Here is a 12,688-nt window from a genome sequence, read left to right on the forward strand (position 1 = left end):
GGGCGCGTTCAGTCGCCCTGGGCCGCCTGGATGGCGGTCAGCGCGATGGTATAGACGATGTCGTCCACCAGGGCGCCCCGGGAGAGGTCGTTCACCGGCTTGTTGAGGCCCTGCAGCATGGGGCCGACGCTGACCACATGGGCGCTGCGCTGCACCGCCTTGTAGGTGGTGTTGCCGGTGTTGAGGTCGGGGAAGACGAACACCGTGGCGCGGCCGGCCACCGGGGAATCCGGTGCCTTCTGGCGGCCCACGCTCTCGATGGCCGCGGCGTCGTACTGCAGCGGCCCGTCGATGCACAGTTGGGGAGCGCGCTCCCGGGCCAGCCGGGTCGCCTGGCGCACCTTCTCGACGTCGGCGCCGGAGCCGGATTCCCCGGTGGAGTAGCTGATCATCGCCACCCGCGGCTCGATGCCGAAGGCCGCCGCCGAGCGGGCGCTCTGGATGGCGATCTCGGCCAGGGTCTCGGCGTCCGGGTCCGGGTTCACCGCGCAGTCGCCATAGACCACCACCTGCTCGGGCAGCAGCATGAAGAAGATCGATGACACCTGGTGGTAGTCCGGGGAGGTCTTGATCAGCTGGAAGGCGGGACGCACGGTGTTGGCGGTGGTGTGCACGGCCCCGGAGACCAGGCCGTCGACCTCGTCCTCGGCGAGCATCATGGTGCCGAGCACCACGTTGTCCTGCAGCTGGTCCTCGGCGGTAATCGCGTTCACCTTGCCGGCACGGCGCGCCACCATGGGCGCCACGTAGCGCTGGCGAATGGCGCCGGGGTCGATGATCTCGAGCTCCTCGGGCAGCGCGATGCCGCGCTGGCGGGCCACCTCCTCGATCTCCTCCCGCCTGCCGAGCAGCACGCAGCGGGCGATGCCGCGCTGCTGGCAGATCACCGCGGCCTCCACGGTGCGCGGCTCGTTGCCCTCCGGCAGCACGATGCGCCGAGCGGCGCGCTGGGCCAGCTGCACCAGCTGATGGCGGAAGGCGGCAGGGGAGAGCCGGCGCGGATAGCCCCGGCTGAGGGTCTCCTTGAGCCACGGCAGGTCGAGATGACCGGCCACGAAGCGGGTCACCTGCTCGGCGCGCTCGGCGTCGTCGATGGGAATATCGTTGGCCATGCGGTCGAGGCGCTTGGCGGTGTCGAAGCTGTCCGAATCCACCGCCAGCACCGGCAGCCCGCTGCGCAGCGCGGGACGGCAGATATCGATCATCGCCTCGCTGGGCTGTTCACCGTGGGTGAGCAGCACGCCGGCCAGCGGCACGCCGTTCATGGTGGAGAGCGCGGCGGCCAGCAGGATGTCGTCGCGATCGCCCGGGGAGACGATCAGCCGCCCCGGCTTGAACACGTGCAGTGCCCGGGAGGCGCTGCGCGCGCACAGGCTGGTGCCCATCACCCGGCGGGTCGCGGCGTCGCCCTCGTGGAGGAACTGGGCGCCCAGCGCGCGAGCCACATCGATGACCCGCGGCGCGGAGAGGGCGTCGTGCCAGGGCACGGCGCCGATCAGGCGGAACTGCTGGCCATCCAGGGCGGGCAGGTACTGGCGCAGGGTATCGGCCAGTTCGCCGTTGGTGTTGGCGGCCAGTTCGGGGGCGGCGAGCGGGGTCGTGGTGGCGGCCTCGGGCAACGGCCGCACGCGCATCAGGATGCAGCCCAGGGTGCGCGAGGAGCGCGCGCCGTCGAAGGGCTGGGCGTGGATGTCGAGCTGTTCCGCCAAATGGCGAGGGTCGCTCAGGTCACCGTCGGCCACCAGGATCACCCGGGCGTCCAGGGCCCGGGCCAGCTCGGCGTTGAGCTGGCCGGCGTAGCTGCTCTGGGGGCTCGCCACCAGGCCCTCGACCACCACCAGGTCGGGGCGGGCCACCCCCTCGTCGCTGGCGACGCGGGTGTGCCGGGCGACCGCCTCCTCCATCAGGTCGGCGATGCGGTCGTCGCGCAGTAGCCGCTCCACGCGCGCCTGGGGCAGCGGCTCGGGGGCGGTGAGGCCCAGGGTGCTGCGGGCCAGCGCCGTGGAGCGGTCCGGCCCGGGCCCGTTGAACTCGTCCTGGCGGAAGGGGCGCAGGAAGCCGGCCTTGAGGCCCAGGGTGTCCAGGGCGCGAATCAGCCCCAGGCAGGCGGAGGTGAGGCCCACGCCGGTGCCGGTGGGTACCAGCAGCAGCGTGCGGGGGTCGGGACGTGCTGAGCTTGCAGTCATGCGGGCGTCTCGCTGAGGAGTTGGCGGGTCTCGAAGGCGATCTGGCCCTCCTCGTCGGTGGGGATCACCCAGAGCTCGGGCCCGGCGTTTCCGGCATCGATGCGGCCCTCCTGGCCGCCCACGGTCTCGGCGTTGGCCGTGGCCGAGAGGCGCAGCCCGAAGTGGGGCAGGGCTTCCACCACCCGGGCCCGCACGGCGCTGGCATTCTCGCCGATGCCGCCGGTAAAGACGATGCCGTCTAGCCTCGGCAGGGCGCAGGAGAGGGCGGCCAGGGACTTGGCGATACGGTAGCAGAACACCTCGATGGCGAGTTCGGCGCCGGCGTGGTGCTCGGCGGCGGCCTGTTCCAGGCGGCGCATGTCGTTGGAGATCCCGGAGAGGCCCAGCAGGCCGCTCTCCTTGTTGAGCAGGGTGTCGATACGCTCCAGCGACCAGCCGAGCTGTCGGCCCAGGTGGGCATGCAGGCCGGGGTCGACGTCGCCGCTGCGGGTGCCCATCACCAGCCCTTCCAGCGGGGTCAGCCCCATGCTGGTATCCAGGCTCTGGCCCTGCCAGACGGCGCAGGTCGAGCAGCCGTTGCCGAGGTGGGCGACCAGCCAGCCGCCATGGGCACGGCTGGAGAGATGATCGACGCGCCCGCTGACGTAGGCATGGCTGCTGCCGTGGAAGCCGTAGCGACGAATGCCGTGGCGGGAGTAGAGGTGCTGGGGCAGGGCGTAGCGATAGGCCCGCGGCGGCAGGCTCTGGTGGAAGGCGGTATCGAATACCGCGACCTGGGGCAATGCCGGGAACAGCGCCAGGGTGGCGCGAACCCCCACCAGGTTGGCGGGGTTGTGCAGCGGTGCCAGGGCGCCGGTGGCCTCGATGGCGCGCAGCACGGCGGGATCGATACGGGTGGCGGCGGTGAAGCGCTCGCCGCCATGCACGATACGGTGGCCCACCGCGCCGGGGGACGGGCCACCCAGGCGCTCGAGGATCACCGCCATGGCCTCGGCGTGGCCGGCGCCGTGCAGGGGCTGGGAGAACTCGCGGCCGTCGGCGGCCACCCCCTTGAGGCGCGCATCGTTGACGCCGAGGCGCTCCGCCAGGCCCGATTGGCGGGGTTGGGCCGGGTCCTCGGGCACCAGGGCATACTTGATGGAGGAGGAGCCGCAGTTGATCACCAGCACCGGGTCACGCATCGGGGAGTCTCGTGGACAGGATGAGACATTAGGCTAACATGATGTCCCGCCACCGGCAGTGGCCGCCGCTTGATGCTCGTCATGTTCCCGGACGAAGGCCCTGCCCCCACAACGACTGTGCAAGGAAGCTCCATGTCGAAAGCCTCCATTCTCCCTCGCCCGCTGGCCATTACGCTGCTGTGCAGCGTGGCCACGCTGTTCGCCACCAATCATGTCGCCGCCCGGGTGGCCTTCGATGAGGGCACCGGGCTGCTGCTGGCGATCCTGGTGCGCTCCAGCGTGGCGGTGGTGGTGCTCGGCGCCCTGGTGCTGCTGCAGCGCAAGTCGCTGCGCCTGCCGGCCGGCACGGCTGGTTGGCAGCTCGCGGTGGGGCTGCTGGTGGTAGTCCAGAGCCTCTCCCTCTACTCGGCGGTGGCACGCATCCCGGTGGTGGTGGCGCTGCTGCTGATGAATACCCTGCCGATCCAGCTGGCGTTGATCAGCTGGGCGATGGGCGGGCCGCGCCCGACGCCGCGGGCGGCGCTGATCATGGGGGTGATCCTCGTCGGCCTGGTGGTGGTGCTGGATGTGCCGACCTGGCTCGCCGACCCCGATGCCATGGGCCCCGACTGGTTCCTCGGCGTGGGGCTGGGGCTGGCGGCCGCCTTCGTCTTCGCCTGGGCGCTATGGATCACCGAACATCGCCTGGCCGAGGTGGGCAGCACCCTGCGCAGCCTGCTGACCATGCTCACGGTGCTGGTCAGCATGCTGGCGGCAGGTGCCGCCGGCCTGGTGCCGGGTGGCATGGACCCGCCACAGAGTCTCGCCGGCGCCTGGGGGCTGGCCGCGCTGGGTCTCTTCTATGGCGTGGCCTTCTCGATCCTGTTCATCAGCGTGCCGCGCCTGGACATGGCGCGCAACGCCCCGGCCATGAACATGGAGCCGGTGGCGGCGCTGGTGCTGGGCTACCTGGTGCTCGGCCAGGCGTTGTCTCCCGTTCAGCTGCTCGGCGGCGGCATCGTGGTGGCGGGCATCGTGATCCTGGGGCTGTCGAAGCAGGAGTGAGGGCGGCTCAGCAGGGCCCGACGATCACTCGTAGCGCTGCAGGCTCGACGCGTAGCGTCAGTTCCCGGAATTGGCCCAACGACTCGCCGTCGGCGGTCACCCGGTGCCCGTGGGGCATGGCGATGCGACACCTGGTCGGTTGGCGTACCAGCACGCTGTCGTCATCCTGTGGCATGTGGCCGAGCAGGCGAGTGACCATGAAGGTCCACAGCAGCCGCCACCAGGGTCGGGGGCGCACAACGACCAGGGTCAGGTGGCCATCCCGGGCACAGGCGCCCGGCACCTTTGATCCGCCACCGAAGAAGGCCCCGGAGGCGATGGCCAGCGACAGCCAGCGCTCCTCGAGGATCTCGTGGTCGATCTCGAGGCGCGCCTGGAAGCCCCGCATCAGCCCCAGGCGACGCAGCTGCGGCAGCACGGCGGCATAACTGAAGCGCCCCAGCCAGCGCTTGAGGCGCGGTGAGGCCTGAGTGGCGGGCAGGGTGCCGAGGCCCACGTGGACCACGTTGAGGAACAGCTGCTCGTCGAGCCAGCCGACATCGACCCGCGCGATCGGGGCCCGCGTGACCAGCTCGCAGAGGGCATCGGGATCCTCCGGCAGGCCGAGGTTCCTGGCGAAGTCGTTGGCGGTGCCCGAGGGCAGCACGCCGAGGATCGCGCCGCGTTCGAGGCAGGCTTGGGCGGCCCGGTTGACCGAGCCGTCGCCGCCCGCGACCAGCACGATATCGTCGGCCGAAAGCGCCGTCTCCCAATCATCCTCGGCGAGATCACGCACCTGCAGCGAGGTGATGCCGGCGCGCTCGAGGCGTGGCTTCCAGAAGCCTTCACCGCAGGAGCCGTTGCCAGCCCGGGTATTGGCGATCAACCAGTGACGCATCCTCGGGTCCTGTCCAGCGTGAAGGCTCAGTATAGCCGGGAGGGCAGGCGGGCGGCATGTCGCCACTCGCCGACGCGGCGTAGCGCAACTTTGCACATTTGTCCCTTGATACATCGTCGTAGTGGGACCACACTTGGGGTTGTTAGGAAACGGTGTTCATTAATGAGGAGCATGACATGAAGACCCTGACCATTGCCGCTGTGACTACCGCCCTGTTCGCCGCCGGCGCTACCGCTGCCCAGGCCCAGCAGCCTCCCTATCCCCAGGGCTACGTGGGCGGCGACGCCATGTTCTGGGAGGTCGACCCCGATGGCCGCGCCGACAGCCGTGATGGCACCGGCCTGCGCGTCAACGGCGGCCTGAAGTTCAACGACTACTTCGCCGTTGAGGGCCACCTGGGTGGCGGCGGTTCCGATGGGGGCGTCGAGCTCGACTCCCTGGTTGGCCTCTACGCCAAGGGCATCCTGCCGGTCTCCCAGGAGTTTCGCCTCTACGGCCTGGCCGGCATGACCGACGTGGACTTCGACGTCGACAGCGAGTCGGGCTTCTCCTACGGTGCCGGCGCCGAGTTCGACGTGGCGCCCAACCTGGCGCTGGGTGCCGACTACATGCGCTATCTCGACGAGGACCAGTACGACTTCGATGCCGCCAGCGTCGGCGTCCGCTACCGCTTCTGATCCCGCCGCTACACGAGCACGACCTGGCGCCCCGAGGCCTTCCGCCTCGGGGCGCCTTGCGTTGGTGCACCCCTGCATCGCGGTGGTGCAAGGCGTGACCGTCGGTTCGTCCGTTTCCGCCGCGAAGCGGGCCGGCAAGCCCCGTGGGACAGGCTGGCACGCCCTGTGCAATGCAAAGGCGGGGGCATGTGCCCCTGCCAATCGCCCGGGAGCTGCCATGACCGATTCTCGCCCCACGCCGGATGCCGGCTTCGATGCGGCCCTGACGCCGCGACTGCTGTTCACCGATCTGGACGGCTCGCTGCTCGACCATCACAGCTATGACTGGGGCCCCGCCCGGCCCTGGCTGGCCCAGCTCAGGCGGCTCGGCGTGCCGGTGATCCCGGTGACCAGCAAGACCCGCAGCGAGATCATGCCGCTGCGCGAGGCCATGGGCCTGGGCGACACTCCCTTCATCGCCGAGAATGGTGCCCTGGTCGGCTTGCCGCCGGCCTGGTGCCATGCCCGCATCGACCGTCCCGGCCCCGATGGCCTGGCCATCCGCACCCTGGGCGTGGATATCGGCTTCGTGCGCAAGCGCCTGGCGGTGTGGCGCGAGCGGCTCGGGGTGCGCTTCACCACCATGAGCGAGATGTCGCTCGACGAGCTCGTCGGCTTCACCGGCCTGCCCGAGGCCGAGGCGCGCCTGGCCCGGATGCGCGAGGGCAGCGAGCCGCTGGTGTGGCAGGATGACGAGGCCGGACTCGAGGGCTTCCGCGAGGGGCTGGCCGGCGATGGGCTCTGCCTGGTGCGCGGCGGGCGCTTCTGGCACGTCACCGGCGCGTCCCACAAGGGCAGCGCCGTGGCCTGGCTGGTGGAGCGCTCCGAGGCGCTGCGCGGCCGGCGCCCGCAGACCCTGGCGCTGGGCGATGGGCCCAACGATATCGCCATGCTCGAGGTGGTGGACCAGGCGGTGGTGATTCGCGGCTGCCATGGCCTGCCGGTGGAGCCGGCGCAGCCGGCGCTCTATCGCAGCGAGGCGACCGGCCCCGCCGGCTGGGCCGAGGGGGTGGCCTACTGGTGGGGGCGAGCCGACCGCCGGCTGAGCCCGGCGGGCGTTGACGGCCAGGCGTGGGCCACCGAGGGGGTGGCCGCATGAGCGACTTCCACCAGAACGGCATCATCACCGACTTCCACAACCTGACCCGGCGATCGGTGGAATCCCTGGAGGCGGACCTGCTGCGCTTCTCGCGCCGCCGCCCCATGAGCCTGATCCTGCCCTCGCTCTACTCCGAACTCGAGGGGCCCGCCCTCGAGGCGATCGTCGAGGAGGTCCGTCGGGTGCCCTATCTCGCCGAGGTGGTGATCGGGCTGGACCGGGCCGACCGGGCGCAGTTCCTGCGTGCCCGCGAGTTCTTCGCCCGGCTGCCGCAGCACCATCGCATTCTCTGGAACGATGGCCCGCGGCTGCGCGCCCTGGACGAGGAACTCGACGCCCAGGGGCTCTCGCCGCAGCAGCCGGGCAAGGGGCGCAACGTGTGGTTCTGCGCCGGCTTCGTGCAGGCCTCCGGGCGCGGCGCGGTGGTGGCGCTGCATGACTGCGACATCCTCACCTACGAGCGCGGCCTGCTGGCGCGGCTCTTCTACCCGGTGGCCCACCCCCACTTCAACTACGAGTTCTGCAAGGGCTACTACCCGCGCATCGCCGATGGCCGGCTCAACGGCCGGGTTTCGCGACTGATGGTCACGCCGCTGCTGCGGGCGCTCAAGGCGATGCATGGGCCGCTGCCGTATCTCGAGTACCTGGACAGCTTCCGCTACGCGCTCTCCGGTGAGTTCTCCATGCGCGCCGAGGTGCTCGACGGCATCCGTATCCCGGCGGACTGGGGCCTGGAGGTCGGCGTGCTCTCCGAGGTGCATCGCAACTACTCCACCAAGCGGCTCTGTCAGGTCGACCTGGCCGACGCCTACGACCACAAGCACCAGCCGGTCTCAGCGGAGGATGCATCGGCCGGACTCAACCGCATGAGCCTGGATATCGCCAAGGCGCTCTACCGCAAGCTGGCGACCCAGGGGGTGACCTTCAGCGCCGAGGGTTTCCGCACCCTCAAGGCGACCTATTACCGCCTGGCCCTGGACCTGATCGAGGCCTACGACCACGACGCGGTGATGAACGGGCTCAGCCTGGATCGCCATGCCGAGGAGCGGGCCGTGGAGCTGTTCGCCGCCAACCTGCTCGAGGCCGGCAGCGCCTTCCTCGACAATCCCGGCGAGCGCCCCTTCATCCCCAGCTGGAACCGCGTGCGCTCGGCGATCCCCGACCTGCCCGAGCGACTGCACGACGCCGTGGAGGCCGATAACCGCGGCGAGGTGTAAGCGGGAGGAGCGGCGCTTCGCGCCTGGAAGCTTGAAGCTGGAAGAAACCCAATGCCCCTGAATTGGCGGTATTGGGTGGCCTTCCAGCTGACAGCCTACGGCTGCTGCACCAGCCACAGGCAGCGATAGGGCGCCAGGCTCTCCACTGGCACCCAGTGGGCCTCCTCCAGCAGGTCGAACCAGGCCTCCTCGGCGAGGGCCGGTAGCGTCAGCGGTTGGGGGGCGTCGGTGACGTTGTGGATCGCCAGCAGGCGTCGCCCGTCGGGCAGCGGGCCGCGCTCCAGCACCAGCAGCTCCGGCGGCGTCGCAAGGACCCGCTGCGGGGCGTCGGGGTGGAAGCAGGGCTCGCGGCGACGTGCCGCCAGCCGGCGGGTCAGCGCCTCGAAGACCATGCGGGTCGGCGTGTCGGGACTGTCCAGCAGCAGCTCCAGTTCCCCTCGCTGCCAGCGGCGGCGGTTGATCGAGCGCAGCCGTCCGCTGCGCTCCACCCCCTCCAGATCGTTCAGGGTGCCGGTCAGCACGTGGAGGTAGAGTGCCGGGATGCCCCGCAGGCCGAGCATCAGCTGCTGGCCGCACAGGAAGCGCTGTATCTGCCAGGGATCCGGCCCCCGCCGAGTGCCCTGCATGGCGTCGAACCAGGTGATGTTGATCTCGTAGGGGCTGTCGCTGCCGTCGTCGCGGGTCCGCATGCTGACGAAGCCGCCGAAGCGGTGCATCAGCTCCAGCAGCGTATCGATCTCGTGCTGGGGCAGCCGGCCCTCCAGCGGGCGCACGCCGATGCCGTCGTGGCTGGCGGTGAAGTTGAGGAAGCCGCAGCCGGGCGGCAGGCTCGGCAGGCTTCTCAGCCAGGCGGCCAAGGTGCCGGCCTCGCCACTGGTCAGCGTGTGCAGCAGCAGCGGCGGCAGCGGGAACTGGTAGACCAGGTGCGCCTCGTCGGGGGGATGGTCGGCTGAAAGACGTTCTAACCCCAGGTAGCTGAGGTTCTCGCGATGGGGCACGTTGGTCTCGGTGAGCAGCAGGGTGCCCGGCGCCACATGGTCGACCACGGCGCGCAGCAGCCGCACCACTGCGTGGGTCTGGGGCAGGTGGATGCAGGGAGTGCCGACCACCTTCCACAGGTAGGCGATGGCGTCCAGCCGGATCACCCGGGCCCCCTGGCCGAGGTAGAAGAGCAGGATGCCGATGAACTCCAGCAGCACGTCGGGATTGGCGAAGTTCAGATCGAGCTGGTCCTCGGAGAAGGTCGCCCAGAGGTGTCGGGGGCCGCGCCGCGTAGGCACCTTGACCAGCAGCGGCGAGCTGCGCGGCCGCACCACCGCCGAGAGGTCGGTGTCCGGGTCCATCTCGATGAAGTAGTCGCGCCCCGGCAGGCTGCCCGAGAGGTAGTCGACGAACCACAGCGACTCCCGGGAGACATGGTTGAGCACCAGGTCCACCGCCAGGTCGCGACGCCCGGCCAGGGCACGCACATGGGACCAGTCGCCGAGGTCGGGGGAGACCTCGCGGTAGTGGATCACCGAGAAGCCGTCGTCGCTGCTCCAGGGGAAGAAGGGCAGCAGGTGAACGCCGCTGAAGGTCTCCGCCAGGCGTGCCTCCAGGAAGTCGTCCAGCACCTCGAGGGGCGGGCGTTCGCCATCGAGCAGGCTGTCGCCATAGCTGATCAGCCACTGGTCCCGCTCGCTCCAGAGTGGCGCACCGGCTTCACCATCGGAGGGCGAGGGCGGGGCCTGGTGCGCCAGCAGGGTCAGCAGCCGGCGCAGTACCTCGTCGGCGCGGGGGCCGTAGAGGAAGGCAAGATGGCCGTGGGCGCGGCGGCGGAAGGCCACTGCGTCCAGCGGGACGGTAATGGAGGGGGTGAAGGTCGGGTGGTCGGGCATGGCCAGGGCTCCTCGGGGCGACCCTTGTTCCATGCAGGCACCGTGCCAGGGCGTGCCCGCCCCGGCCGGTCAGAACAGGCTCATGCGTTCCATCACCCCGTCGCGACGGATCAGCCAGTGGTAGAGAGCGCCGGCGATATGCAGCCCCAGCAGGCCCAGGATCGCCAGCCCCAGCCAGCCGTGCCAGACGAAGAGCCGCTCCGAAAGCGCCTCGTTCACGCCGACGATGCCCGGCAGGTGCCAGTGCAGGAACTGCACCGGGAAGTCGCCGCTGGCGGTGGCGGCCCAGCCCAGCAGCGGCTGGGCGAGCAGTGCCAGGTAGAGCAGGTGGTGCACCGCCGTGCTCAGGATCCGCTGGAAGGGATGCAGCGGCGGGTCGTGGTCGGGCACCACGTAGAGCAGGCGCACCACCACGCGAACCGTCATCAGCGCGAGGATCGCCACGCCCAGCGACTTGTGGGTGGTATAGAGCAGGTCGGTACCGCCGCGACCGAGGCGCTCCATGGCCCCCTCGAAGCCCAGCAGTCCCAGGGTGATGCCGCTGGCCAGGGAGAACAGCACCACCCCGGCCACCAGCCAGTGCAGCACGCGTTGCGGGTAGGCGTAGCGATCCATTTCGTTCATGGGGGCTCCGGGGCTTGGTCAGGGCATGATCCCAGACTAGCCGATCACGGCCCGGAGCGCCGTCACAGCGCGCGATCCAGTCCCATCTGCCAGAAGTCGATCTCCAGGCGCGTGGCGTCGCGGAACACCGTGGCGAGTTCCTCGAAGCGGCGCGGGGTCACCTCCGCCAGGCGCGCGTCGAGCCAGGCCTCCTCGGCGCGGCGGGCGGCCTGGAACTCGTCGCTCTCGTACATGGCGATCCAGGCGTCATAGGGATTGGCGTCGCCGCGCAGGGTGGAAGAGCGTGAAGTGATCCAGTCGGCGATCTCGCCGTAGCCCACCAGGCAAGGCGCCAGCGCCACGTGCAGGTCGAGCAGGTCGCCGCGGTGGCCGGTATCCAGCACGTAACGGGTGTAGGCCATGGTCGCCCGCGCCTCGGGCAGGCCGTCGAGCTCCGCCTCGCCGATGCCCCAGTCGCGGCAGAAGCCGACGTGCAGGCCGAGCTCCAGGTCCAGGATCGCCTTGAGTCCCTCATGGGCATGGCGCAGGTCGGCAAGCGACCGGCTCTTGTAGGCGGCCAGCGCGTAGGCACGGGCGAAGTGGACCAGGAAGAGGTAGTCCTGCTTGAGGTAGTGGCGGAAGGCCGCCTGCTCGAGGGTGGCGTCGGCGAGCTGGCGCACGAAGTCATGCTCGATATAGGCGCGCCAGTCGTCGTGGCAGGCGGCGGTCAGGTCCTGGAAGCGATAGCCCATGGTCGTCTCCGTAGCTGAGTGGCGATCCGGAGCGCGGGCGAGGGAGGAAGTGGGGCCTGCGAGCGCTACGCGAGGTTAGCCTGGGCCGCCGCTTGATTCCTACGCCGGTACTAACCGGATCAGGTTCAACGGGATCGGCGCTTGGGTCTTCGGAAGACCCCTGTGCCATCTCAGCCGGATCTCACCGGCACCCCGTCAAGCGAAGGTGCACTCTAGCAGGCCAGGCGCGTTTTGCCAGCCTGCGGCTCAGCGGTGGCGATGGAGCCAGCGCACGTCCACGGCGAAGGAGGCGGCCAGCCCCGCCAGGGCGGTGGCGACGAGCCAGGCGGCCAGGGTCCCGGGGATCACCGGCAGCAGGGCGAGCATCAATGCCGCCACCTGCCACACGCACACCGCCTTGCGCCGCCGGCTGTCGGGGAGCGAGGCCGCGAGCCAGGGCCACCGCCAACTCGCCGCCACGAAGGCGTAGCGCATGGCGCCGATGGCCAGCACCCAGGGGCCGACACGCTCGAGCTGCAGCAGCGCCAGGCAGAGCACCAGGATGAAGGCGGCGTCGAGCTCCATGTCGAAGCGAGCCCCCAGGGCGCTGGCGCTGCCGGTGCGCCTGGCCACCCAGCCATCGACGCCGTCCAGGGCCAGGGCGATGAGCGCCACGCCGAAGAGCCAGCCGGAGTGGGTCGCCAGCAGCGACGGGTCGGCCAGGGTGCCGGCGAGCAGCGCCACCAGCAAGCCGCGGGCCAGCGTGACCCGGTTGGCGGGGCCCAGGCCGTTACCGGACCTGAGCGCGCGCCGAGTCGAGCGTCGCAGTGCCCACCACAGCGCCGCCGCCATGCCCAGATAGGTCACCATGGCCAGTGCCGCCACGCCCCAGGAGGCGTCGAGCAGAGACATCGTCGCCAGTGCTAGCCCCAGCAGGGCAAGGCCGCCGGCCACCAGCGCGAGGAAATCGCGCACGCCGACGCCGCGGGTGTCGCGGAGGAGAGACGGAAAGGAGAGCGGTGGAGGCATGGGGGCTCCCGGGACTTGCCGCTATGCTGACTCACAGGGCCTGAGTAGGGGTTAGCGTAACAAGCGACGGCCTGAGGGTGTCGCAATGATTATGCAATTCGTGGTAAGTGTACCATTATTGTAGAAGT

The 12,688-nt window shown here is 70.3% G+C and carries 11 protein-coding genes and 1 riboswitch; of the genes, 4 read left to right on the top strand and 7 right to left on the bottom strand.

Going from position 1 to position 12,688, the window contains the following annotated elements; translation table 11 throughout:
* Positions 1–8: 8 nt before the first annotated feature.
* Both pta and RAN53_RS10910 read right to left on the bottom strand, forming a co-directional pair.
* Entirely contained in the window at positions 9–2,186 is a 2,178-nt protein-coding gene (pta, locus tag RAN53_RS10905; RefSeq protein WP_305796847.1) for a phosphate acetyltransferase, read from the bottom strand.
* Positions 2,183–3,367, bottom strand: a complete 1,185-nt coding sequence (locus tag RAN53_RS10910; RefSeq protein ID WP_305796848.1) for an acetate/propionate family kinase — start codon at positions 3,365–3,367, stop codon at positions 2,183–2,185. The genes pta and RAN53_RS10910 overlap by 4 nt, the downstream gene beginning before the upstream one ends.
* Positions 3,368–3,499: 132 nt before the next feature.
* Here RAN53_RS10910 and RAN53_RS10915 point away from each other — a divergent pair, with 132 nt between their 5' ends.
* Positions 3,500–4,411, top strand: a complete 912-nt coding sequence (locus RAN53_RS10915) for a DMT family transporter (protein WP_305796849.1) — start codon at positions 3,500–3,502, stop codon at positions 4,409–4,411.
* A gap of 7 nt (positions 4,412–4,418) precedes the next feature.
* Here the strand turns inward: RAN53_RS10915 and RAN53_RS10920 are convergent, their stop codons facing one another.
* Positions 4,419–5,288 carry a diacylglycerol/lipid kinase family protein gene (locus tag RAN53_RS10920; RefSeq protein WP_305796850.1) on the bottom strand — a complete coding sequence of 290 codons (870 nt, stop codon included), beginning with the start codon at positions 5,286–5,288 and terminating at the stop codon, positions 4,419–4,421.
* A gap of 176 nt (positions 5,289–5,464) precedes the next feature.
* Here RAN53_RS10920 and RAN53_RS10925 point away from each other — a divergent pair, with 176 nt between their 5' ends.
* From RAN53_RS10925 to RAN53_RS10935, 3 genes are all read left to right on the top strand, one after another.
* Positions 5,465–5,965 (top strand): porin family protein, encoded by a 501-nt coding sequence (locus RAN53_RS10925; protein WP_305796851.1) that lies wholly within the window; start codon positions 5,465–5,467, stop codon positions 5,963–5,965.
* 217 nt (positions 5,966–6,182) lie between these two features.
* Entirely contained in the window at positions 6,183–7,103 is a 921-nt protein-coding gene (locus tag RAN53_RS10930) for an HAD-IIB family hydrolase (protein WP_305796852.1), read from the top strand.
* Positions 7,100–8,320, top strand: coding sequence for a glycosyl transferase (locus tag RAN53_RS10935; RefSeq protein WP_305796853.1), 1,221 nt, complete (start codon positions 7,100–7,102; stop codon positions 8,318–8,320). Before RAN53_RS10930 ends, RAN53_RS10935 begins: the two co-directional genes overlap by 4 nt.
* Before the next feature lie 95 nt (positions 8,321–8,415).
* On the opposite strand, the gene RAN53_RS10940 is transcribed toward RAN53_RS10935, so the two are convergent.
* From RAN53_RS10940 to RAN53_RS10955, 4 genes are all read right to left on the bottom strand, one after another.
* Complete coding sequence (locus RAN53_RS10940; RefSeq protein ID WP_305796854.1) at positions 8,416–10,197, bottom strand: sugar phosphorylase; 1,782 nt, start codon at positions 10,195–10,197, stop codon at positions 8,416–8,418.
* A gap of 69 nt (positions 10,198–10,266) precedes the next feature.
* Positions 10,267–10,821 (bottom strand): cytochrome b, encoded by a 555-nt coding sequence (locus tag RAN53_RS10945; RefSeq protein WP_305796855.1) that lies wholly within the window; start codon positions 10,819–10,821, stop codon positions 10,267–10,269.
* Positions 10,822–10,883: 62 nt separating this feature from the next.
* Complete coding sequence (gene tenA, locus RAN53_RS10950; RefSeq protein ID WP_305796856.1) at positions 10,884–11,552, bottom strand: thiaminase II; 669 nt, start codon at positions 11,550–11,552, stop codon at positions 10,884–10,886.
* A 79-nt stretch (positions 11,553–11,631) separates the two neighbouring features.
* Positions 11,632–11,757: riboswitch (TPP riboswitch) on the bottom strand.
* Positions 11,758–11,798: 41 nt separating this feature from the next.
* A complete protein-coding gene (locus RAN53_RS10955) occupies positions 11,799–12,560 on the bottom strand; it encodes a CDP-alcohol phosphatidyltransferase family protein (protein WP_305796857.1) in 762 nt (253 codons plus the stop codon).
* Between the last annotated feature and the right edge of the window lie 128 nt (positions 12,561–12,688).

Source organism: Halomonas sp. SSL-5 (assembly GCF_030708455.1).
GTDB lineage: Bacteria > Pseudomonadota > Gammaproteobacteria > Pseudomonadales > Halomonadaceae > Halomonas.